The sequence below is a fragment of the Arthrobacter sp. Dra40 genome, from assembly GCF_059091905.1.
This window is the reverse complement of record NZ_JBNHHB010000016.1, coordinates 60,313-82,224: the sequence shown is the minus strand read 5'-3', so window position 1 is coordinate 82,224 and position 21,912 is coordinate 60,313. Positions and strand designations below refer to the sequence as shown.

The following is a 21,912-nucleotide window of genomic DNA, read 5'->3' as shown; positions in this document are numbered from 1 at the left end:
AGTTCAGCGACATGCCGCGCAGGTACTCGTTCAGGCCTTCCTTGGTGGCATCCTGCTCCAGGTTCAGGTTCAGAATGGCCATCGAAACGTCCGGGGTGGGGACGCGGATGGCGTTGCCGGTCAGCTTGCCCTCAAGCTCGGGCAGGGCCTTGGCCACGGCCTTGGCAGCGCCGGTCTCGGTCAGCACCATGTTCAGCGCCGCCGAACGGCCGCGGCGCGTGCCCTTGTGGAAGTTGTCGATCAGGTTCTGGTCGTTAGTGTAGGAGTGGACCGTCTCCACGTGGCCATGCGCGATGCCGTACTTGTCGTTGAGGGCCTTGAGCACCGGCGTAATGGCGTTGGTGGTGCAGGAAGCTGCGGAAACGATCTTGTCGTCGTCCGTGATGTCCGAGTGGTTGACGCCGTGCACGATGTTCTTCAGGCCGCCCTTGCCCGGTGCCGTCAGCACCACACGCGAGACGCCCGGGCACTGCAGGTGCTGGGACAGGCCGGCTTCATCGCGCCACTTGCCGGTGTTGTCCACCACGATGGCGTCCTTGATGCCGTACTGCGTGTAGTCCACCGACGCCGGGTCGTTGGAGTAGATGAACTGGATCAACGTGCCATTGGCTTGGATGGTGTTGTTCTCTTCGTCCACGGAAATGGTGCCGTCGAACGGGCCGTGCACGGAGTCGCGGCGCAGCAGGCTGGCACGCTTGATCAGGTCGTCGTCGCTGCCCTTGCGGACCACCACGGCGCGCAGGCGCAGCCCGTGGCCGCCACCGGAGTGACCCACCAGGATGCGGGCCAGCAGGCGGCCGATCCGGCCGAAGCCGTAGAGCACCACATCGGTGCTGGTGCGCTCGTCCGCACCGTGCTTGCCGACAATATCCGCCAGCTCGGCGCGGACGAAGTCCTTCAGGTCCGTGCCGTCAGCTTCATTCTTAAACTTCACCAGCAGACGGGCCAGGTCGACCGAGCCGGCGCCGAGTTCCAGCTCGCTCAGCGCCTGCACCACCGGGAAGGTCTCTTCCAGCGGCAGTTCGGCGTCATCGATTTGGCGGGCGAAGCGGTGCGCCTTGAGGATGCCCACCACGGACTGGTTAATAAGGCTGCGGCCGTGGATGGAGGTGACCACGTTGTTTTCTCGGTACAACCGGCCGATCATCGGGATCATCGCTTCGGCAAGTGCCTGGCGGTTGCTCCACGCATTTAGGGCCGACTCTGACATCTGGTTCACAGAATTACCTTCCTACATCAGCCGGGTTCTCCCTCGAGCCCGGTTGCCACCGCCGTGGATATTCACGACGACGCCGCTTTCGCCAGACGGTCTGTCCGGTTCCGACAACACGCCACCGCCACCTGCCGGCGGGAAGCTTAGAGGTCTGCGCGGTTTGGCCGCTCGTTGCCAAGCGACGTAAGACACGCCTACCTGCTATCCATTCTAGGGACTGCTGGAAGCCTCAGCGTACGCCTGCAGGTGAACTGCCTCACGTTAACGGGCCTCGACGCGTTCGCCACTCGACTTTGCAACCGCTGTTGAGTAACTGCTGACAATATGGCCCGACGCGCGCCGGATGGTGTTCTCAAAGACCGGCATGGCCAGCAGCAAGGTGGTCGCTGCGGCCAGCGCGAGGCCAAGCGCGAGGACTCCTGCGCTCCCCCACAGGTTTTGGATTGAAGGCAGCGCCTCAGCCACGGCAAGGACCACGAAGCCGTGTAGGACGTAGATCGCCAGACTGTTCCGACCGAGGCGGGCGACGAACCCCTGACGGTTGGGCGAGAGGCAAAGTAGCGCACCTATGGCGACAGCTGCGAGGAGGAGCAGCGCCGCTCTGGTGCCCAGACCCAAGACGTCAGGAGTCTCAAGCCGGTCGAAACTGAAGGAGCCGTACAGCCACTGGTGTGGAATATCCTGGCTGTAGACGAGCAGCCAACCGCCCACAGCAGCGACAAGAGCGATCGCTTTCCACACCAAACTCGCGTCCCCCAACGCACGAACAATACGCTTGCCGTAGGTGGCACCGACCACGAAAAACGGTAGGAAAACCAATGCCCGTGAGAGCGACAACGAATTGCCGACCGAGTCCAAAGCGCCGACTCCGAGTGCGATGACAATTGACAGTGCAATGGTCGCCTTGGGGAAGCGTGTAACAACCGGGAGCAGCAGGAGCCACCAAATCATCCCGAGCAGGAACCATAGGATCCAGAATGGTCGCTCGATCGAGAACTGCCGGTCAATGCCCAGGGCGTTGACGAAGACAAAGTACAGGATCTGAAACGCCACCAGAATCACAGCGAACGTTCCGATTCGCTGGCCTAGCCGGCTTGTCTTGGCGGTCACTCCGGCCAGAAACACAAAGGCAGGCATATGAAACATGTAAATGCCCGTTAACGCCAGCCGGGTGCCGTCCGCCTTCCAAGAGCCGACCTCTTCGAGAAAGTGGCCAAGGACCACCGCGAAGATCAGCAGTCCCTTGGCAGTATCAAGTCGAAGGTTGCGCTGCGACGCCTGAGAAGTCATCCCAATACACTACAGACCCTGATGATCAGGCTGGCCCCCAGCACGCCTGGAGACACCGGCGGCGGTCCCGGGTGGGAAGCGCCGCCGCCGTCCACCCAATCGGTCAGGCCTTAAAGATGTCCTTTCGGACGCCCATGATGATTCGGTCGCCGGAGTCGGCCGTCTTCAAGTAGCGGACGACGTTTTTCAGGTCCAAAGCGATGCAGCCCGCAGTCGGAACGGGGTTGGCATGGAGGAAGATTGCGAAGCCTGCCCCCTGCTTGATCTTTTGACCCGGCCCCCGGTTGTAGTCGATCACCGCGCCCTGGCGGTAGTCGCCGGTAGGCAGACGCATGAAGAACCACATGTTCTCGTCCGGCCAGCGTTCGTAGCCGACGGAACGGGCCTGATAATAATTGTTGTACGAGGTACCGAGGGTTCCGGACCATCTGGACCTTTTGTTCAGCTTCTTGTACTTGAGATCGGTACCAGGGTTGCCCTCGCCGAAGGCTTCGTGGACGGTGAAGCTGCCTTGCGGGGACCAACGGTACCGGGTGTGACCGGATGCTACGCCGAAGAATTGGACGCATCCCTTGGACTTGAGCCCGCATTTCATATCCGAGCTCGGGTAACCCGTGGTCCCACGCTCGGATCCAGATGCCTTGAACTTCTGAGAAATCTTGTGGTCGCGATCCAGGCTGCGGGCCCCCGTCTTGGCCGTCCAATAGATGGCGATGCGCTTAGCGCTCTTGGCCGACGGCGCATAGGTACGGACACATCCGTTACGCACCAGACGACAGTTGAGATCGCCAACAGCAACCAGCTTCAGCTTTTTCGCCTTGGCCTCGATGGCCTTCTTGCCTGCAACAATGTGCGCGGGCGTGTAGCTGATGGTTCCGCCTTGGAAGCGTTGCGTGGCGCTGTTGTCGGAGCGAACCTTCATGTCGGCGACGGGGTAGCCGTACTTGCCGTTTTCGTACTTTGCGTCGCGGTAGGCCTTGAAGATGGAGTGCTTGAGGTCCACCGCGTACGCACCCGAGGCAGCTGTCCTGTAGATCGCTACCTTCGCTTTGCCTGCCGCATCGGTGTAGGTGCGGACGCAGCCGTTGTCCTTGAGCGTGCAGCGGAAATCATTGACCGCGGTGAGCTTCTGAGCGGCAGCCTTTTTGCTGATCGCGGCCTGCCCCGCTGCCACGTGCGCGGTCTCCTCCACAGGGCTGCTCGTCTCCGGTGATTCTTGGGTTGCGCTCTTCCGCATCCGCGAGGGAGACGGATTGGAGTCCGGTGTATCTTTTGCCGCGTCCGGTCGTGAGGGCAACACGGGCTGCCCTTGAACGGCGGGCGCCGCCGGCGGCGCTGGCACTGACAGCACCCCCGGTGCCTCTGACGCTCTCTTGGACGGTTCCGCAGGAGTCGACGAGGCGGGTCCCGCTTCAGTAGGCGTCGGCCTAGGTTCAGGAGCCTCGGCGGGCGCCGTCCCAGTGGGGTCGGGGCTTTCGTTGGTGGGCGCAGCGCTGTCCGGGGCGGAATCCGTCGGCGCCGGCGCTGCGGTCGACTGCCTGGTCTGCCTGCCCTCGTCGGAAGCCACGGCTGGCAGGGCCGAGGCCAGCAAGCCTGTCAGCACCGCAGATATCAGGCCGACGCGCAGCATAGGGCGCAGAAAAGAGGGCGAAAGGCGATTCATTATTCCCCCGAGGAAAGTTAAATGCTGGTGGTGGAACCAGCTGAGACTGTATCCGCCACTGTCGTCCTCGATCCGCGAAATGTTAGGTACGCGGTGGCGCACCGCGCGTCGTCATCGCTGAGCCCGGATTCTTGACCGACCAACTTTGGGGGTACCTGCTGATGAGGAGAACTGCAAGACTTTGCATTATCGAACGCAGCCATTGCCCCCATGCAGAAACTGAATTCGCCACTCGAACCGGCCCCGTCGGCCGCCCCAGCCCGGCGGGGCTGCTTCCCTGTGGATGTCCCAAACCAGCCGCCCTGGAAATCGCGAAAATTCAACTCGTCCTGGCAGCCGCCGATGAGGCGGGGCTAAGGAAGGCCAAACGCGATCTGATCCTTCCCTAGCCCCTGCCCCACCACAGCGACGAAATCCCCTCACGCCGATGAGGACTGCGATCCTGCAAATGCCGGCCAAGAGGTGGTCAGTGTCTAACCTTCACGGACTTGGACGTCTTGGAGACGCCGGCCCAGCCACTCTTGGACCCAGTGACCTTCAGTTTGACGGTTTTGCCGGCGTCGGACTTCGTGAGTGTATAGGTCGACTTGACAGCACCTTTGATCGGTTTGCCGGAACGGTACCACTGATAGGACAACTTCACCGGCTTTGGGTGCCAATCGCTTTTGGCCACACTGAGCTTGGAGCCTGCCTTGGCCGTTCCGGTGATTTTCACCGAGTACGGAGCCGCCAGCTGAGGGTAGTAGCGCGTCAGTGTGACATTCTGGCCGGTCTTGTCGGCGGCCTTCCCGACAGTGAAACCCTTACTCGCCGAGTAGAGCCGGCCCTTGCTGTCCGTCGCCATAAAGGCGATCTTGTAGCTGCCGGCCTGCAACGTCTCCAGCCTGTAGGTGCTGCCGGCGAAGTACTGCATGATGACGCCTTCGTGGCCTTTCGGTCGAACGTCGACGGTAACCGTTGTTCCTATAACCTTGACTCCCTTGGGGGCGGTGATCTTTCCGCCGGCGGTGGAGGTACGGATCAGGGAAGCGTTGATCCCGCGGACGACTCCGCTGTTGCCGACTGTGATGGTCTTGGCGTTGCCGTGGCTGGTGCCGCCGTACCACTGGCTGACCAATTCCGCAGGGATTCCGTAGAACTTGACCTTGTACTTACCTGCCGGGACATGCCTGAAGCGGAAGGTTCCGTCGGCAGCGGGATCAACTGCCATCTCGGAGGAACCGTACTGGTCCATGCCGCTAGCACGAAATAGCTGAACGCGAACCTTTTTCCGGTCCTTGCCCTTGGGCGCGTTCACCTTCCCAGTGACCGAAGCCATTTCGGGAATGTTGGCCCTCAAACCGGTAAGGTCCTGGGCGGTCTTCAGGGTGACGGTCTTGGCCGTCGAGAAGCGGTCCGCCCCGCCGTACCAGATGTCGCGGCTCCCGTAGTCCTCATCTCCTGGGAACTTTACCTTGTACGTGCCAGCTTTCAGCCCGTAAACCTTGAATTTGCCGCGCTCCACAAAATCTGAGGCCACGCGGGTTCGAGAGGAGCCACTGGAGTAGACCTCGACGGGAGCGCCCTCAATTTCTACCCCGGCCGGTGCGGAGACCGTGCCGGCCAGCGTCGCGCCCCTAATCAGTGAGATGCTAAGCCCGTCCACGGCCTGTCCCGGGGATACTTTCACGACGGCGGCGGTTTTAAAGCTTTCCCCGCCATACCAGGCGTCCAAGGCACCTGACTTCTCCCCGTTGATCTTGACCTTGTAGGAGCCTGGCTTTAGTCCCTCCATCGTCCAGTAATACTCGTTGACATCTGGATCGTAGCCGGCGCCGCTACCCTGATTTATTTTCCCTTCCGGGTCGTTGGCTGCGTAGACGTCCACAAACACGTCCCCGGCGTTGATCCCCTGAGGGGCGGTGACGGTGACACTGATCGAACCGGTCGACGCGGCGGTTGCCGGCGTCTGCCCTACCGCCAGGAGCGCGGCCAGCATCAGCGGCACCAGCGCCCTGCGCGCGAATCGGACAGTTTTTCTCAAGCTGATCTCCCAACCTAGAAGTTCGCCGGCAAGACGGACGCTGTCGGCACCCGCGAAGTTTGGCCATAAACCTGCAGGACACAGCCATGAAGAAATCACGGCCGCTGACAGTGACAATCGTCCCGGACCGAGTCTCCGTTAGACGTGAGCCACATCTCCGGCGCCGAGATGCGCCAAATCCGGCCACGCCACCTCGGTAACGACGGCGACAACCACTGAAGTTCGAAGGTCTATCGGCGAAGACGCCCGGCTAAGTGCGTCCCTAAGGTCGGCAAAAACTATTGATCGCTACGGGCAAGTGCCCTACGGAAACGAAGTTCGGCTGCCAGCGGCTCCAACGGCACAGCCGTCACGGGAGGTTCCGAGCCGAGGTTCAAGGGCAAGAAGATCAGTGTCGGCGGAATCGGTCAGAAGCCCGCTTCTATATCCTCCGTACCCTCTTCCAAGACGGCCAGGATTCGCTGATTGCCCTCTCAAGGTCCGGCTCCCAGGGGTTCCCGGGATCGATTTCTCAACGTCGGCATCAGTGCCCGCATATGGCCGTCACCCATGAGCGCCGCTTGGGTCCCGCGATGGTTTGAATGGAACGGCGTCGCTTGCTCAAGGGAAGAATGGGACGGGTTGGCCTATGAGCCGGGTTCTGTCACCTGCGGCAGTTGCCCGCCGCCGGGTGGCGATCATCCATCTAGGAGCACCGTTGCCGGTGCCCTCAAGCGGCCTACCCGGACACTCGGGCGAGCAGCCCTCAATCGTGCCCTGTCTGGCCTTGCTCCGGGTGGGGTTTACCTAGCCGCCCCGGTCGCCCGGCGCGCTGGTGGTCTCTTACACCGCCGTTTCACCCTTACCAAGTGCTGCACGAGGCAGCCCCTGGCGGTCTATTTTCTGTGGCACTTGCCTGCGGGTTTCCCCGAGTGGGCGTTACCCACCACCCTGCCCTGCGGAGCCCGGACTTTCCTCGGCAGACGAATCTTCGCAGATCCGTCCGACGCGATCGCCCAGCCAACCCGTCCCGCCTTCAGGATACGGCCTGCGCCCCCGCGGCCAGTAATCTGCTCAGCTTCTGTCGGTTTCCCAGCATGACGACGGCGGTGTTCCCGCCTTTCGCACGGCGGTGCGGTCCGACGGTAGGCTGCTACGGTGCTGATTCTGCTTCCACCTTCCGAAGGAAAGACCGCTGCCGCCAAAGGACATCCGTTCGAGCTGCAGGAACTGCAGTTTCCGGAGCTAAATCCTGCACGGGAGGAAGTGTTGGCCGCCCTCGCCCACATCAGCCAAAGTCCGGACGCGCTGGCGCAGCTGGGCGTCGGCGCATCGTTGGCTGCCGAAGTGGAGCGCAATACCCGGCTGCATGACGAACCATCCGCTCCTGCACACACGGTCTACTCCGGCGTGCTGTACGACGCCCTGGGTTACCGGACGATGACCGCCACGCAGAAACGCAAGGCGGACGCCGCCGTCGTCGTGATTTCAGCGCTCTGGGGGGCGATCGGCTTCGCGGACAGCATCCCGGCCTACCGGCTGTCCATGTCCGTGGGGCTGCCGGAAACCGGGAAGCTGGCCTCGTACTGGAAGAAGCGGCTGCCCAAGGCCTTGGACGCGCACGCCGAGGGGCAACTGCTGGTCGACTGCCGTTCCAGCACCTACGCCGCGGCGTGGATGCCGGAGCCGGCCCGGACCGTGGTGGTCAACGTCTTTCAGGAGCGCAACGGCAAGCGCACTGTCGTCTCGCATTTTGCCAAGCACACCCGCGGCGAACTGGCCCGGCACCTGCTGACCCGCCGCGGCAAGGCGCCCGAGACGCCGGCCGCGCTGTTGAAGGCCGCGCAGGAAGTTTGGCAGGCGGAACTGGTGGACGGCACGGCCCGCAAGGCGCACGCGCTGAATATAGTGCTGGGCGAGTAGATCACCACGCGGGTCTGGCGGCCCTTGGTCGATCACTGCACGCCGGACCTAGCGTTCTTTAGCCGTCCCACTCCGCCGAACGGATGAGGATGCAGCCGGAGTCGGGGCAGAAGACGATGTCGTCGGCGGCGGCTTTGCGGATGTCGGCCAGGTCGCCGGCGCTGAGCTGCATGCCGGAGCCCTCGGACTTGCCGTGGAACAGGCGGGCGGCGCCGATGCCGCGGTGGGCCAGGGTCTTATCGTAAACAGCCAACAGGGCAGGTTCGAAACTGGCGGCCAGTTCCTTGCGGTCCGCCGACACTGTGCCACGTTCGTTTTCGATCCCGGCGAGTTCGTCGTCGCGGGTACGTTCCAAACCGGACAGTTCCTCGCGCAGCTGGTCGTTGGCCTGCTGGTGCTCGGTTTGGCGGGTCCGAAGCGTCTCCAGACGCTCCATGACTTCCAGCTCAACGTCTTCCAGGTCGCTGCGGCGCTTGTTCAGCGAGACCAGTTCGTGCTGCAGCGCGGTGAGGTCCTTGGGCGTGCCCGATCCGCTGTCCAGCCGCTTCTGGTCGCGTTCAATCCGCGACTGAACCGTCTCGACGTCCGCTTCGGCGCGCTTCAGTTCACGCTCGGTGTCCGCGATCTCGGTGTTCAGGGCGACCAGCGACGAGTCGGCGGCGGCCAGCTTCTCCACCAACGCGTCGATCTCGGCGTTCTTGGCGGTGGCTGCAGCGCGGCGGCTCAATTGAGTGAGCTTGCCATCGAGTGCCTGCAGGTCGAGCAGCCTCAGTTGCTCGGAAGCCGGTGCCTTCGCCATGTACGTCCTTTCAACACGCTGCCGAACCATTGCGATTCAGCTTCGTCTAGCCTACCGTCCGGACGCGGCGCTGCTAGCCCGGTGTGAGGACGAAATCCCACGGGTCGGTGTTGGTAACGCTGACCTTGACCTCCACCGTGTAGCCCTGGTCGGTCAGGACGTTGTCCAGCGCCACGGAGGCAGGTGTCAGCCAGAGCCATTCGCTGCCAAAATGCGAGACGTCGATCAGGTACGGCCGGCCTTCCACCGTTCCTTCGCGCGCTTCCGAGGCGGGATGATGGCGCAGATCTGCCGTGACATAAACATCCGCACGGGACGCCCGGACCTGGTCAAACAGCGAGTCGCCGGCGCCGCCGCAGACTGCCACGCTTCGGATGATTCCGTTGCGGTCGCCGGCCACCTTCACTCCCCCGGCGACGGCCGGCAGGATGCTGAAGACTTGTTCGGCGAACTCGCCCAGGGTCCTGGCTTCGGCCAGCTCACCGACGCGTCCAATGCCTTCTTCCGGCAGGCCGTTGTCGGCCGGCGACAGTGGCCGCACGTCCTGCAGGCCGAGGGCATCGGCCAGAACATCCGAGACGCCGCCCACCGCGCTGTCCCCGTTGGTATGCACGGTGACCAGGGCGCAGCCGTTCTCGATCAGCCGGTGCACGGCGTCGCCCTTGAAGTTGGAGGTTGCCACCGAATTGACCGGCTTCAGCAGCAGCGGGTGGTGCGTGATCAGCAGGTCGGCGCCCCACTCGATGGCTTCGGTGATCACATCGGCCGTGGGGTCCACGGCGAACAGGATCTTCCGTACGTCGGCCGACGGCCGTCCGACGACGGGGCCGACCGCGTCCCACTGCTCGGCCAGCGATTCGGGCCACAGTTCCTCAATGGCCAGCAGCACATCGCCAAGGACCGGTGTCTTCGGCTGCGCTTCGTCCGTCGCGGCGGCTTCCGTTTCCGAGAATTTTTCAGATCCCGCTGGGGTTTCGGGTCCTTCCTGGGCTTCGGTTCCCGCTGAAGTTGTGGATCCCGCGGGGGCTTGGGTGTCCCCGGTGCGCAGCAGTTCGTCGTCGACCATACGTCCTTTTCTACCCCATCCGCCGCGGGCCCGCCCACACGCCCTGAGCATAAGACTCGCACCCCGGGAACATTCGAGGGGTCCAAGACATTGTTTAACCCATGAAGACTTTTGTGCTTGGCGGTGGCTGCTTCTGGTGCCTGGACGCGGTCTACAACATGACCCGTGGCGTGACGGAGGTGGTCTCCGGCTATACCGGCGGCGCTGTCAAGGACCCCTCCTATGAGGCGGTCTGCTCCGGAACCACCGGACATGCCGAGGTTGTCGCCGTCACCTTCGACGAGACGGTGGTGCCCGAGGACGTCATCCTGGGCATGTTCTTCGCCTCGCACGACCCCACCACCTTGAACCGCCAGGGATACGACGTCGGCACGCAATACCGCTCGTCGATGTTCTACATCGACGACGAGCAAAAGCAGACCTTCGTGGCGGCGATCGAACGCGCGCAAGCCGACTGGCAGGACCCGATCGTGACCGAAGTGGTTCGGCTGCCGGAGTTCTACCCGGCGGAGGAATACCACCAGAACTTCTACGCCAAGCATCCGCAGGTCGGCTACTGCCAGGTGATCATCAATCCCAAGCTGGCCAAGGCCCGTAAATATTACGCCGAATGGCTCATCGCATAGCAGGCCGCTCAGCGCCCTGACTAGGCTGGAAGAAGTTTTGTTACTCCCATCGCTGTAGCGGCCTGCGGGCCAGAAGGCAGGAACACACATGGCACCGATTTACGACGACGTCACCCAGGTTGTGGGACGCACCCCGCTGGTGCGTTTGAACCGGCTTACCGAAGGCCTGCCGGCCCAGGTTGCCGTGAAGCTGGAGTTCTACAACCCCGCTAACTCGGTGAAGGACCGGATCGGCGTGGCCATTGTTGACGCCGCCGAAAAGGCCGGCGCCCTGAAGCCGGGCGGCACGATTGTGGAGGGAACGTCCGGCAACACCGGCATCGCGCTGGCCATGGTCGGCGCGGCCCGCGGCTACAAGGTCATCCTGACCATGCCGGAGACCATGTCCACCGAGCGCCGCGTGATGCTGCGCGCCTTCGGTGCCGAGATTGTGCTGACCCCGGGTTCCGAGGGCATGCGCGGTGCCGTGGAGAAGGCCAAGGAAATTGTGGCCAACACCGAGAACTCCATCTGGGCGCAGCAGTTCGCCAACGAGGCCAACCCGCTGATCCACCGCACCACCACCGGCGAGGAAATCTGGGCCGACACCGACGGAAAGGTGGACATCCTGGTGGCCGGCATCGGCACCGGGGGCACCATCACCGGCGCGGGCGGCCTGCTCAAGGAACGCAAGCCCGGCGTCCAGATCATCGCCGTCGAGCCGGAAGACTCCGCCATCCTCACCGGCGGCAACCCCGGACCGCACAAGATCCAGGGCCTCGGCGCCAACTTCATTCCGGAAGTGCTGGACACCAGCATCTACGACGAAGTTCTGGACGCCCCGACGTCGGCCTCGGTCGCCGTCGCGCGCGATCTGGGCATCAAGGAAGGCATTCTCGGCGGCATCTCCTCCGGTGCTGCGGTCTGGGCCGCGCTGGAAGTGGCCAAGCGACCGGAGAACGCCGGTAAGCTGATCGTGGCCGTGGTGCCCGACTTCGGTGAGCGCTACATTTCCACGCTCCTGTACGACGACATCCGCGGCTAGCCAGCTTCCCTGCGCCATGCGGGCGGCAGCCGACCCAGTTTCCGGCCGGCCCGCGGCGCGATGTCCGATCAGAAAGAGCACATGGGTTTCCTAGCGCGACTGCGTGAAGACCTCGAGGCCGCCCGGTCGCACGACCCGGCGGCCCGGGGCCGCGTGGAGAATTTCCTGGCCTACTCCGGATTGCATGCCATCTGGATCCACCGGCTGACCCACAAAATGTGGGCCAACCCGTCGCTGCGGCTGCCCGCCCGGCTGATCTCACAGGCCGGGCGATTCCTGACCGGCATCGAGATCCACCCCGGTGCGACCATCGGCCGCCGGTTCTTCATCGACCACGGCATGGGCGTGGTGATCGGTGAGACCGCCGAGATCGGCGAGGACGTGATGATCTACCACGGCGTCACCCTCGGCGGCCGCTCGCTGGCCAAGGTCAAGCGCCATCCCACCATCGGCGACCGCGTGGTCATCGGCGCCGGCGCCAAGGTGCTGGGACCCGTGGTCATCGGTGCGGACAGCGCCATCGGGGCCAACGCCGTCGTCGTCAAAGACGCGCCGCCGGAATCCATCATCACCGGCATTCCGGCCACTTTCCGGCACCGGGACCCGCAGCGCGAGACCAAGCCCGCCGTGGACCCGGCCGAATACATCGATCCGGCGATGTGGATCTAACACCCACTGCCTGACACACCGTTGAACCTGACGAGAGGACAGACACCCTTGGGTGAATCGATTCGCATTGGCATTGCCGGCTACGGCAACCTGGGCCGCGGCGTGGAAGCCGCGGTGACTAAGAACCCCGATATGCAGCTGGAGGGGATCTTCACCCGGCGGAACCCAGCGGATCTGGCCACGCTGCGCGCTGATACCGCCGTGTACGCGATGGATGACCTCGCCGAGTACGAGGACCGCCTCGACGTGCTGATCCTGTGCGGCGGGTCCAAGGAGGACCTCCCGCAGCAGGGACCGCTCATGGCTGCCCGTTTCAACACGGTGGACAGCTTCGACACGCATGCCCGCATCCCGGAGTACTTCGACACCGTCGATGCCCCGGCGCGCGCAGCTCGGAAGACCGCGCTGATTTCGGCCGGCTGGGACCCCGGCATGTTCTCCATCAACCGGGTCTACGGCGAATCACTGCTGCCCGACGGCGACACCTACACTTTCTGGGGCCGTGGCCTGAGCCAGGGCCACTCCGACGCGATCCGCCGGGTGCCCGGTGTGGCCGCAGGCGTCCAGTACACCCTGCCGTCCGAGTCCGCCATCGAGCAGGTCCGCAACGGCATCCGCCCGCAGTTGGAAACGCGGCAGAAGCACACCCGCGAATGCTTCGTGGTGCTGGCCGACGGCGCCGACCCCGCGGCGGTTCGCGAGGCCATCGTGACCATGCCGCACTACTTTGACCAGTACGACACCGAAGTCCACTTCATCACCGGCGACGAACTGGCCCGGGACCACAGCGCCATGCCGCACGGCGGCATGACCATCCGCAGCGGCAACACCAGCGCCGCGCACGCTCAGGTCATCGAATACGGGCTCACTCTGGAGAGCAATCCGGAATTCACCGCCAGCGTCCTGGTGGCCTACGCCCGCGCAGTTCACCGACTGAACCAGCAGGGCCAGTTCGGCGCCGTCACCGTCTTCGACGTCCCGCCGGGACTGCTCTCCCCCAAGTCCGCCGCTCAATTGCGCGCCGAACTGCTGTAGCCTCGTCGCGAGCTACCGTCCGTGTGACCGTCTATTGCCGACTGAGGTGGTCACGGCAGTGGCACACGCGCTCGTGGCGCGAGCTGACATACGATTAATCCCGTCAAACTGTTAACCGGGCACAGGTCCGGGAAAGTTGGGGAAATTGAAACTCGCATCCTTTATGCGGGGCATGGCGGTCTCAGCAGCCGCAGCCTCGCTCCTCTTTGGTTCGGTCACCGCCGCCCACGCGGCACCGCTGCCAGCCACGACGCCGGTATCGGATACCACCGTCGAGGAAACGGTTCCGACGCCTGCGCCGAAGACGAGCCTGGCCATCACGAAGATCGCCAGCCCGGTGGCCCCCGTCAAGGGAACGGCAACCGTGAAGCCTGCAGTCTCCAAAGCCGGCTGGGTCACCGTCACCTCCAAGGTCATGACGGTCAAGCAGGGCAACAAGACGGTGGCCAAGAACAAGACCAAGGCGAAGCTTAAAGCCGGCACGTACTCGGTGAAGACCACCGTAAAGTACAAGACTTATGCCATGGTGGACGGCCAGCCGGTTTACTCCTCTTCAAAGAGCACTACTAAGACCCAAAAACTGGTCGTTCGCAACGCCGTGGCAGTGAAGTCGATCGCTGGCAAGAAGGTTCCCTACAAAGGCAAGGCGACCATCAAGCCGAACGTTTCTGCTGCTAAAGGCGTGAAGGTCGTTGCCAAGACCCTGACGGTCAAGCTGGGCAACAAGACGGTGGCGAAGAACAAGAAGTCGGCTTCCCTTAAGGCAGGCAAGTACAAAGTCACGACAACCGTGAAGTACCGCCTGCCGTCGTCGAGCTTTACGCGTACGGCCACGAAGAACCAGTGGCTGACCATCACGTCCGGCAAGAAGCCCACCAGCGTTGCTGGCACGGGCAGCTGGAACTGCCCCGCTGGCTACCCGATCAAGGGCAACGCCAGCTCCGGCATTTATCACCATCCGTGGAACGCCTCCTACTCAAAGACAAACCCAGAAGAGTGCTTCTCGACTGACAGTGCGGCCCGGGCGGCTGGCTACCGAGCGGCTAAACGCTGAACAGCCGCTAACGGCTGGGTTGCTACCAAACGAGTGGCCCCTCTTTTATGTGACATAGAGGGGCCACTTGCTATTCCAGGACATACTCGCGGACCTATGTTCCGCATCCTGGCAGTTGAAAGCCCCATGACCTCTCCGTTGGTGCCGATCCAACGGCAGCAGGGCTCGCCGTCGTACTTGGCGGAATCCTTTCCACGATGGGGCATGTAACCCACCAGTTTGCCGGCCGCACGTGCGCGGCGAATGCGGCCGGGCGGCTATCCCGGCCTTCCGGTACTGGGACCGCAGCGACAGACGAGGCCGCGGTGGATCCGGCGGAGTACATCAACCCGGTAATGTGCATCTGACCGCCGTCACCGGCTTATTGACCGGGTTTTTGCAGCAGAGGACAATTCGAGGAGGGGTGCCTCTTTGAAGGGAGCCTCGGATGTCCTGGCACATCGAAGGTACATACTTCGAAAACTGCAATTGCGACATGATCTGCCCGTGTACGACCTCGGGCATGACCGCGCCTGCGGATAACGAGCGCTGCAAGGTCGCGCTGGCCTTCCACGTCGATACCGGGGAAGTTGACGGCGTCGACGTCTCCGGCCTGACCGTCTGCATCGTGGCCGATACTCCGGCCGTGATGAGCGAAGGAGGCTGGAAGGTCGGGGTACTGATGGACGCCTCCGCCTCCGCAGAACAGGCCCAGGCGCTCGGCGGCGTTTTCAGCGGACAGCGGGGCGGCCCCATGGCGGGCGCGGCTCCGCTGATTGGTGAGATGGCCGGCATGGACCAGGTCGACATGAACTACTTCGACGATGGACGCCGACACCAGGTCCGGGCCGGCGGCGGGGTCGACATCGCCGTCGAGGACTTCGTGACGCATCTGGACCCGACCGGGCAAGGCGTGAAGGTCAGCGGCGTGGGCTTCCCATCCGACCCGCTGACCGCCGGCACGGCGACCGCCGCGCGCGTCGACGTATTCGGGATGACCTGGGACAACGCGGGCAAGAACTCCTTCTCAGCCCCCTTTGCATGGTCAGCCTAGGATGCCCGGCCGCGTCTTTCCTGCCGTACGCTTCCGTCCGGGTTTGCTCGCCCTCATTGGCTGCGCCCTGCTGGCTTGGTACCTCACGGCGCAACTGGCGGCCGAGATGCCGCCGGGCCCCGGCACCATGGGGCTGGGGCTGGCCGGTTTCCTCGCTGGCTGGGCGCTGATGATGACCGCGATGATGCTGCCGTCGCTGGCCCCGCTGCTGTCGGCGTATCTGCGGACCATCCGCGCCGAGCGCAGCAGCCGGACCCGGGCCGTGCGGACTACCGCGCTGGTGGCGGGATACCTGCTCACCTGGACCGGTTTCGGCATCTTGGCCTATGCCGCGTCCGTTTTCGGCGGCCGGCTGGCCGCCGATGCCCCGGTGGCCGCGGCCTGGATCGGAGCCGGGCTACTGGCGGCCGCGGGCATCTACCAAGTGACGCCGCTGAAGAACTTCTGCCTCCGGCACTGCCGCTCGCCGGTGGCCTTCCTGCTTCATGTATCCAGCTATCGGGGGGCGTTCCGCGACGTGCGCGTGGGCCTGCACCACGGGCTGTACTGCGTGGGATGCTGCTGGGGACTGATGCTGGTACTGATCACCGTCGGCGTCATGAACCTAGCGGGGATGGCCGCCATTGCGGCCGCCGTCCTGCTGGAAAAGACTTGGCGCCACGGGGTCGTGTTCAGCCGGGCGATCGGCGCCGCACTGATTGCCTTCGCCTTCTTCGTGCCGGCCCATCCTTGGCTGCTGCCCGGGCTGTACATGGCCCCGGACATGATGATGTAGTCTGCGCGGGCGGCCGCCGCTGGAAAAACCGCGCAGTTCCGGACATAGCCCAAAACGCGAATGCCCCGCAACTGCTTGAGCAGTTGCGGGGCATTCGGCGTCTAGGATCTCCGCGCGGTTGCAGGGCAACCTTGGTAGATCACCAATTGGACGGACCTGGTCGGTCATTCCATGTTTAGTGGGTGTCGACGGCTGCTACTTCGGACTTGTCGCCGCTCCAGAGGGTGTGGAAGGTTCCTTCGGCGTCGGTGCGGCCGTAGGTGTGGGCGCCGAATAGGTCGCGCAGGCCCTGGGTGAGGGCGGCGGGCAGGCGCTTGCGGCGCAGGCCGTCGTAGTAGGCCAGCGAGGAGGAGAAGACCGGCACGGGGATGCCCAACTGGACGGCGGTGGCCACCACGCGGCGCCAGGCCGGGACTGCGGCGCCGATGGCTTCGGCGAAGGCCGGGGCGAAGAGCAGGTTCTCCGGCTTGGAGCCGCCGGCGTAGGCCTTCATGATGTCGTCCAGCAGTTCGGCGCGGATGATGCAGCCAGCGCGCCAGAGCGAGGCGATCTCGTCCAGCTTCAGGTCCCAGCCGTACTCGCCGGCTGCGGAGCCGAGCATGTCGATGCCCTGGGCGTAGCTGACCAGCTTCGAGGCGAACAGCGCCTGGCGCACGTCCTCGACGAAGCTCTGCGGCACTTTGACGTCCTCCTCGTACCCGGTCAGGACGTCCTGGGCGATGGCACGCTGGCCGCGCTGCGAGGACAGGCCGCGGGCGAAGACGGACTCGGCGATGCCGGACACCGGCGAGCCGAGCTCCAGCGCCGAGACGACGGTCCAGCGGCCCGTGCCCTTCTGCCCGGCGGAGTCAACGACGACGTCGACGAACGGCTTTCCGGTCTTGGCGTCGGTATGCGCCAGCACCTCTGCGGTGATCTCGATCAGGAAGGACGAGAGCTCGGTCTTGTTCCACGCGGTGAAAATCTCGGCCTGCTGCTGCGGCTCCAGGCCGGCGCCGGTGCGGAGCAGGTCGTAGGCCTCGCCGATGACCTGCATGTCCGCGTATTCGATGCCGTTGTGCACCATCTTCACGAAGTGACCCGCGCCGTCGGTGCCGATCCAGCGGCAGCAGGGCTCGCCGTCGTACTTGGCGGAGATCTTTTCCAACATGGGGCCGAGCGAGTCATAGGATTCGCGGGAGCCGCCGGGCATGATGGACGGGCCCAACAGTGCGCCCTCCTCGCCGCCGGAGACGCCGATGCCCACGAAGTGCAGGCCCTTCTCTGCCAGCGAAGCTTCGCGGCGGCGGGTGTCCTCGTAGTGCGAGTTGCCGGCGTCGATGACGATGTCGCCCTCTTCCAGCAGCGGGACCAGCTGCTCGATCACCGAATCCACCGGCTTGCCGGCCTTGACCATGATGAGCACGCGCCGCGGCTTCTGGAGGTTGTCCACCAGCTCCTGCAGCGATTCGGTGCGGATGAACTCGCCCTCGTCGCCGTGCGCCTGCAGCAGCGCGTCCGTCTTTGCCACCGAGCGGTTGTGCAGGGCGACCGTGTAGCCGTTGCGGGCAAAGTTCCGTGCCAGGTTGGCACCCATGACGGCCAGACCTGTCACACCGATGTGTGCGCTCATTGAATCTCCATGTGTGGGCGGTCCCCGCGGGCAGGGACGTCAGCGAACAGCCCGAGCGGGCCGAGGTTCCTCAACAAGACTAGTCGCGACCGACGGCACGGGCTAAGCGGGCAGGCGTTACCTTGGGCTCATTCGCCCGATGCGGTGGAGGGGCGGAAGCGCAGCCAGCCGTCAATGGCATCATCGGCGGCAGCTTCCTCGAGCGCAGAACCCGGGCCGGCAGCGGCGCCAGCACCGTCCTCGCACGCTTCGACGTCGAGCGGCATTACAGGGGCCTCAGGACTGAAGACATTGTGCTGGGTTGCCGCGAGCAGTGCGTTTTCCTCCATCAGGTCCGGCTGCGTCATCTGCCCCCGGTTTTGCACTGACGACGGCCAGCCGCGGGTGCCGCAATAGGCACTGCGTCCGGACGTGACGGTGCGCGTGTGGATGTAGGTGTGGCCTGCTCCGCGGCAGAATCTATCCATTGTTGCCCCCAACGATAACCAGCATGACCGGTACAGCCTTACAGACCGTCGGGTGATTGTGGAGGGTTCGCAAGCGCCGTTGCTTAACCGTTATTGCATGACGCAGGGTCGGCTCAGCCTTGGCTCAGGGTATGCGCAAAACGAGTCCTCGGGCTGCTATCCGAGAGCGCAAACAGCCTCAGGAATGCCGCTCTTTCGCGCGGAATTGCGGCCTTCGGACGACACGTTGGGAAGATCAATGATTGAGGTTGAGAAATGCCCATCGCCATGGCAGACTAACCCGAGGCGGTTGCCTATTGAACGCCTTGGAGCCCCCATCTCCAAGCGCTGCACCGCCGATCCCCTGGCAGTCCCGTTGATCCCCCATCTAACGGCTGCCCGAAAGGCACTGTCCCTCCCCGGGACAGTGCCTTTCCCATGTCACCGGTAGAGATCGGCGGTTGTCGCATGCTTATTCCGGCAGAAATCGGCAACTCTCTTTGGCGGCCGCTGAGTGTGTGGCGGCAGTCGTTTGCCTGCAAGAGGCGGTCTAAAGCTGGAGGACCGGAACCGTTGCCCCGATTGTGCTTTGACGACGCGGCGGCAGCCCCTTGGGTGGAGGGAGGCTGCAGCAAAAGCCAGCGATGTCGTGAGGCCGCAAGTCAGCGGCAGGTCTGCCCCGAGGTTGAAGTACGGCCCCGCCCCTTCCCCAAGTGGGCGGGGCCGTTACCTCATCAATCCGGTTCGCCTACCCCCATGTAGTCGTCGCCGGGAGACAAACGTTACACCGGAATGGAGAACCTGCAGCCAAAGATCGGCTCAGGATTTAGCTGCCGCACGCTCGGTCGCTGGGACTCATGAACCGGAGGCATCGCAGGAAAATGAGGACCACGGGTTCTGACGATTGCCAGCGGGGAAAGGCAGACTTACAGTCGAAGGTAGACGGACTGAACGGTCTAGTCTTTTGAGAAGCCATCTTTCAAGCAGCCGGAAGTACCGCTTCATTGTTGGAAGGTGGCTGACATGCAGCCGCAAATTACAGCCCACACCCGCCCCATTTCCATCGCCAGCGTTAACTCAGCGGTGTACCGGGGCGAAGGGGCAGCCTCACCTCTTGAAGCGCTGGCCGCGTCTGCACCCTCAAAGGACCAGGCGTACGCTAAAGCCCGGCTTCTGGCCGCAGTTGTGAGCCGTTCTGGGGAGGTCGAAGCGGCCGAGTGGGCGTTAGACCAGGCCAAAACTGCGTGCGGCGAACAGATAGTTGCCGCCGTCTCTGCCGGCCTCTCCCCTGAAGAAGTTGGGAAAGCATGCGGCCTCTGCGACTATGACGTCGCTGAGATCATCGCAGCGCAGGCGCCGCCGGTAGCAAGCTAAGCGGGACCGGCCGGCTCGGCAATCTTCCGGCCCAGACGGAGGGAAGCTGCCGGAGACTCAGGAGACGAAAAAGCCGCGCCACAAGGCTAGTCCCTTGGAGTGGCACGGCTTCGGTGGTGGGTCCTACCGGGATCGAACCGATGACATCCACGGTGTAAACGTGGCGCTCTACCAGCTGAGCTAAAGACCCGTTGTAATGTCGAAAGCGGGACCGCGGAGCGTTATCCGCCGCAACATCACGAGGATTTACTCTACCGGATAAATGGCCGTGAACGCCAACTAAACTTCCGTGGCGATCAACACGATAGGACGATAAACCTGATCGGCTGCTCAGGTGCGCGAGGGCACAGTCTCATGGCACCGCCGTCGTCGGTTTCGCCAGTGCTTCCGGCGGCACTGAGGGCGGTTCAGGCGGGCTGCTGGAGCCGACCGGGCAGCTCCGCGGCCAGGTAGCCCAGCGCCTCGGAGACGCCGGTTTCCAGCTTTACGTCGGCCAGGTTGTCCCCGCGGGTGTCGCCGCGGTTGATGATGACCACCGGCTTGCCCTGCTTGGCGGCGTGCCGGACAAAGCGCAGCCCGCTCATCACCGTCAGCGAGGAACCGGCCACCAGCAGCGCATCGCCGTCGTCCACCATGGCATAGGCAGCCGCCACCCGGTCCTTGGGCACGTTTTCGCCGAAATAGACAAAGTCCGGTTTGAGCATGCCGCCGCAGACCAGGCAGTCCGCCACCACGAAATGGGCCGTGTGGGCGACGTCGGCATCGGCGTCCGGCGCCACGTCGCCGGCATCCCCCGTGGCAGCGTAGGCGGGATTGAGCTCCTCCAGCCGAACGGCCAACGAGGAGCGGGTGGTGACGTCGCCGCAGTTCAGGCAGATGACCTGATCGAAGCGGCCGTGCAGGTCAATCACGTTCACGCTGCCGGCGTCTTCGTGCAGCCGGTCCACGTTCTGCGTGATCAGCCCGCCCACCACGCCGTTGCTTTCCATTGCGGCCAGCGCGTAGTGGCCCGGATTGGGCGCTGCGTGGTGCATGTGCCGCCAGCCAACGTGGTTGCGGGCCCAGTAGCGGCGACGGAGTTCCTCGTCGCCGACAAACTGCTGGTACGTCATCGGGGTCCGCGGCACCGAGGTGGGGCCGCGGTAATCCGGAATGCCGGAATCGGTGCTGAGGCCGGCGCCGGTCAAGACGGCCAGACGGCGTCCGGCCAGGATCTCGAGCGCCGGCGCCAGCAACTCCATGGCGGCTAGAGCTCTTTCAGCACGCGGTGGTATTCCTGGATGTCGCGGGCCTGGCCGCGCGGATTGCGGATCTCGTGCCGCAGGATGCCCTCGGCGTCGATGATAAAGGTGCCGCGCAAGGCCATGCCGGATTCCTCGTCGAACACGCCGTAGGCCTTGGCCACCTCGCCGTGCGGCCAGAAGTCGGCCAGCAGGTCGAACTCGTAGCCTTCCTGCTCGGCGAAGGCGCGCAGCGCAAACTTGTGGTCCACCGAGACAGCAACCACGCGGGCGTTTTCGGTGCGGAAGGCGGCCAGGTCGTCGCGCAGCTCGCACAGCTCGCCGGTGCAGATGCCGGAGAACGCGAACGGGTAGAACACCACCACCACGTTGCCGCCGCGCAGCGCGGACAGCCGGATGGGTTCGCCGAACTGGTTGACCAGCTCAAAATCGGGCGCGGGCCGGCCCACTTGCGGTGCGGCCGCGCTCACTTGTTGGTCCGCTTGCTGACCAGCCGGTTCGCGGACCAGTCGCTGGACACACCGGCAGACGTGGTCACGTGCAAGCCAGCGGTCGGCGCCGCTTCCTGGACGTCGGATGCCGGCACGTAGCCGTCGCGGCCCGACTTCGGCGTCAGGAGCCACACCACGCCGCCCGGGGCGAGGGTGGTCTGCGCATCGACCAGCGTGTCCACCAGGTCCCCGTCGCCGTCGCGCCACCACAGGATCGCCGCGTCAACCACGTCGTGGTCGTCCTCGGTGAGCAGCTCGGAGCCGGTGAGGTCCTCGATGTCGTCGCGCAGATCGAAGTCAACGTCCTCGTCGTAGCCGAATTCCTGGATCAGGTCTCCGTCTTTGAAACCCAAATTGCCTGCCACATTCTCTACCGCGGCGGCTTCGGCCTCGCCCACTGTGCTCCTCCTGTATGGAACGTATTGATCCACCCACCCGTCACGGGTGAGCGTGTTGCTAGTTACAAGCCAACACCCTAATCGCCATCGCTTCAAGCCACCCGCAAGACCGTGCGGATTTTTGACAGGGCATGCCCCTCTTTCACGCCCTCTTTTACGGGGAATACAGAACAAGTAC

20 protein-coding genes, 1 tRNA gene and 1 other RNA gene are annotated in these 21,912 nt (G+C 64.1%); 9 read left to right on the top strand and 13 right to left on the bottom strand.

The features are described from left to right. The 5 genes from AC5RWT_RS10370 to rnpB all read right to left on the bottom strand — a co-directional run. Positions 1–1,210, bottom strand: a 1,210-nt coding sequence (locus tag AC5RWT_RS10370) for a glyceraldehyde-3-phosphate dehydrogenase (protein ID WP_494080155.1), incomplete at its 3' end; no start/stop codon positions are given. A 264-nt stretch (positions 1,211–1,474) separates the two neighbouring features. Next, positions 1,475–2,503: an acyltransferase family protein gene (locus tag AC5RWT_RS10365; RefSeq protein ID WP_494080150.1), complete on the bottom strand. Its 1,029-nt coding sequence runs from the start codon at positions 2,501–2,503 to the stop codon at positions 1,475–1,477. Positions 2,504–2,606: 103 nt separating this feature from the next. Next, positions 2,607–3,677 carry a L,D-transpeptidase family protein gene (locus tag AC5RWT_RS10360; RefSeq protein WP_494080149.1) on the bottom strand — a complete coding sequence of 357 codons (1,071 nt, stop codon included), beginning with the start codon at positions 3,675–3,677 and terminating at the stop codon, positions 2,607–2,609. Positions 3,678–4,632: 955 nt separating this feature from the next. Then, a complete protein-coding gene (locus AC5RWT_RS10355; RefSeq protein WP_494080148.1) occupies positions 4,633–6,288 on the bottom strand; it encodes an MSCRAMM family protein in 1,656 nt (551 codons plus the stop codon). 514 nt (positions 6,289–6,802) lie between these two features. Next, positions 6,803–7,196: RNase P RNA component class A (rnpB, locus tag AC5RWT_RS10350), an RNA gene on the bottom strand. 130 nt (positions 7,197–7,326) lie between these two features. Between rnpB and AC5RWT_RS10345 the strand changes: the two genes are divergently transcribed. Beyond that, complete coding sequence (locus AC5RWT_RS10345; RefSeq protein WP_494080147.1) at positions 7,327–8,091, top strand: YaaA family protein; 765 nt, start codon at positions 7,327–7,329, stop codon at positions 8,089–8,091. Between the two features lie 58 nt (positions 8,092–8,149). Here AC5RWT_RS10345 and AC5RWT_RS10340 read toward each other — a convergent pair whose 3' ends face one another. Next, entirely contained in the window at positions 8,150–8,890 is a 741-nt protein-coding gene (locus AC5RWT_RS10340; protein ID WP_494080146.1) for a zinc ribbon domain-containing protein, read from the bottom strand. A 73-nt stretch (positions 8,891–8,963) separates the two neighbouring features. Further along, positions 8,964–9,956, bottom strand: coding sequence for a Nif3-like dinuclear metal center hexameric protein (locus tag AC5RWT_RS10335; RefSeq protein ID WP_494080145.1), 993 nt, complete (start codon positions 9,954–9,956; stop codon positions 8,964–8,966). Positions 9,957–10,057: 101 nt separating this feature from the next. Here AC5RWT_RS10335 and msrA point away from each other — a divergent pair, with 101 nt between their 5' ends. From msrA to AC5RWT_RS10300, 7 genes are all read left to right on the top strand, one after another. Further along, entirely contained in the window at positions 10,058–10,582 is a 525-nt protein-coding gene (gene msrA / locus AC5RWT_RS10330; protein ID WP_494080144.1) for a peptide-methionine (S)-S-oxide reductase MsrA, read from the top strand. Positions 10,583–10,670: 88 nt separating this feature from the next. Further along, on the top strand, positions 10,671–11,606 hold the full coding sequence (cysK, locus tag AC5RWT_RS10325) for a cysteine synthase A (protein WP_494043541.1): 936 nt from the start codon (positions 10,671–10,673) through the stop codon (positions 11,604–11,606). A gap of 81 nt (positions 11,607–11,687) precedes the next feature. After that, the gene (gene epsC / locus AC5RWT_RS10320; protein WP_136786967.1) at positions 11,688–12,275 is read left to right on the top strand and encodes a serine O-acetyltransferase EpsC; all 588 of its coding nucleotides are present in this window, start codon (positions 11,688–11,690) and stop codon (positions 12,273–12,275) included. 48 nt (positions 12,276–12,323) lie between these two features. Continuing rightward, the gene (locus AC5RWT_RS10315; protein ID WP_494080143.1) at positions 12,324–13,310 is read left to right on the top strand and encodes a diaminopimelate dehydrogenase; all 987 of its coding nucleotides are present in this window, start codon (positions 12,324–12,326) and stop codon (positions 13,308–13,310) included. 163 nt (positions 13,311–13,473) lie between these two features. Next, positions 13,474–14,364: a sunset domain-containing protein gene (locus tag AC5RWT_RS10310; protein ID WP_494080142.1), complete on the top strand. Its 891-nt coding sequence runs from the start codon at positions 13,474–13,476 to the stop codon at positions 14,362–14,364. A gap of 427 nt (positions 14,365–14,791) precedes the next feature. Beyond that, the gene (locus AC5RWT_RS10305; protein WP_494080141.1) at positions 14,792–15,397 is read left to right on the top strand and encodes a DUF1326 domain-containing protein; all 606 of its coding nucleotides are present in this window, start codon (positions 14,792–14,794) and stop codon (positions 15,395–15,397) included. Positions 15,398–15,440: 43 nt separating this feature from the next. Next, on the top strand, positions 15,441–16,172 hold the full coding sequence (locus AC5RWT_RS10300) for a DUF2182 domain-containing protein (protein ID WP_494080140.1): 732 nt from the start codon (positions 15,441–15,443) through the stop codon (positions 16,170–16,172). A gap of 175 nt (positions 16,173–16,347) precedes the next feature. Here AC5RWT_RS10300 and gnd read toward each other — a convergent pair whose 3' ends face one another. Both gnd and AC5RWT_RS10290 read right to left on the bottom strand, forming a co-directional pair. Beyond that, a complete protein-coding gene (gene gnd / locus AC5RWT_RS10295) occupies positions 16,348–17,784 on the bottom strand; it encodes an NADP-dependent phosphogluconate dehydrogenase (RefSeq protein ID WP_494080139.1) in 1,437 nt (478 codons plus the stop codon). Positions 17,785–17,912: 128 nt separating this feature from the next. Next, positions 17,913–18,131, bottom strand: coding sequence for a hypothetical protein (locus AC5RWT_RS10290; RefSeq protein WP_494080138.1), 219 nt, complete (start codon positions 18,129–18,131; stop codon positions 17,913–17,915). 1,122 nt (positions 18,132–19,253) lie between these two features. Here AC5RWT_RS10290 and AC5RWT_RS10285 point away from each other — a divergent pair. Further along, positions 19,254–19,604 (top strand): hypothetical protein, encoded by a 351-nt coding sequence (locus AC5RWT_RS10285; RefSeq protein ID WP_494080137.1) that lies wholly within the window; start codon positions 19,254–19,256, stop codon positions 19,602–19,604. 114 nt (positions 19,605–19,718) lie between these two features. Here AC5RWT_RS10285 and AC5RWT_RS10280 read toward each other — a convergent pair. The 4 genes from AC5RWT_RS10280 to AC5RWT_RS10265 form a co-directional block, all read right to left on the bottom strand. After that, positions 19,719–19,794: transfer RNA gene (locus AC5RWT_RS10280), tRNA-Val, on the bottom strand. Between the two features lie 217 nt (positions 19,795–20,011). Beyond that, positions 20,012–20,845 carry an NAD-dependent protein deacetylase gene (locus AC5RWT_RS10275; protein ID WP_494080136.1) on the bottom strand — a complete coding sequence of 278 codons (834 nt, stop codon included), beginning with the start codon at positions 20,843–20,845 and terminating at the stop codon, positions 20,012–20,014. A gap of 5 nt (positions 20,846–20,850) precedes the next feature. Next, entirely contained in the window at positions 20,851–21,315 is a 465-nt protein-coding gene (locus AC5RWT_RS10270; RefSeq protein WP_494080135.1) for a peroxiredoxin, read from the bottom strand. After that, positions 21,312–21,734: a DUF3052 domain-containing protein gene (locus AC5RWT_RS10265; protein ID WP_364650574.1), complete on the bottom strand. Its 423-nt coding sequence runs from the start codon at positions 21,732–21,734 to the stop codon at positions 21,312–21,314. The genes AC5RWT_RS10270 and AC5RWT_RS10265 overlap by 4 nt, the downstream gene beginning before the upstream one ends. Between the last annotated feature and the right edge of the window lie 178 nt (positions 21,735–21,912).

Excerpts from the sequence above, each read along its gene's own strand:
- cysK (WP_494043541.1), top strand. The coding sequence starts at position 10,671 with ATGGCACCGATTTACGACGACGTCACCCAGGTTGTGGGACGCACCCCG.
- AC5RWT_RS10275 (WP_494080136.1), bottom strand. The coding sequence starts at position 20,845 with ATGGAGTTGCTGGCGCCGGCGCTCGAGATCCTGGCCGGACGCCGTCTG.
- AC5RWT_RS10285 (WP_494080137.1), top strand. The coding sequence starts at position 19,254 with ATGCAGCCGCAAATTACAGCCCACACCCGCCCCATTTCCATCGCCAGC.
- AC5RWT_RS10290 (WP_494080138.1), bottom strand. The coding sequence starts at position 18,131 with ATGACGCAGCCGGACCTGATGGAGGAAAACGCACTGCTCGCGGCAACC.
- epsC (WP_136786967.1), top strand. The coding sequence starts at position 11,688 with ATGGGTTTCCTAGCGCGACTGCGTGAAGACCTCGAGGCCGCCCGGTCG.
- AC5RWT_RS10335 (WP_494080145.1), bottom strand. The coding sequence starts at position 9,956 with ATGGTCGACGACGAACTGCTGCGCACCGGGGACACCCAAGCCCCCGCG.
- AC5RWT_RS10305 (WP_494080141.1), top strand. The coding sequence starts at position 14,792 with ATGTCCTGGCACATCGAAGGTACATACTTCGAAAACTGCAATTGCGAC.
- msrA (WP_494080144.1), top strand. The coding sequence starts at position 10,058 with ATGAAGACTTTTGTGCTTGGCGGTGGCTGCTTCTGGTGCCTGGACGCG.
- AC5RWT_RS10340 (WP_494080146.1), bottom strand. The coding sequence starts at position 8,890 with ATGGCGAAGGCACCGGCTTCCGAGCAACTGAGGCTGCTCGACCTGCAG.
- gnd (WP_494080139.1), bottom strand. The coding sequence starts at position 17,784 with ATGAGCGCACACATCGGTGTGACAGGTCTGGCCGTCATGGGTGCCAAC.
- AC5RWT_RS10310 (WP_494080142.1), top strand. The coding sequence starts at position 13,474 with ATGCGGGGCATGGCGGTCTCAGCAGCCGCAGCCTCGCTCCTCTTTGGT.
- AC5RWT_RS10365 (WP_494080150.1), bottom strand. The coding sequence starts at position 2,503 with ATGACTTCTCAGGCGTCGCAGCGCAACCTTCGACTTGATACTGCCAAG.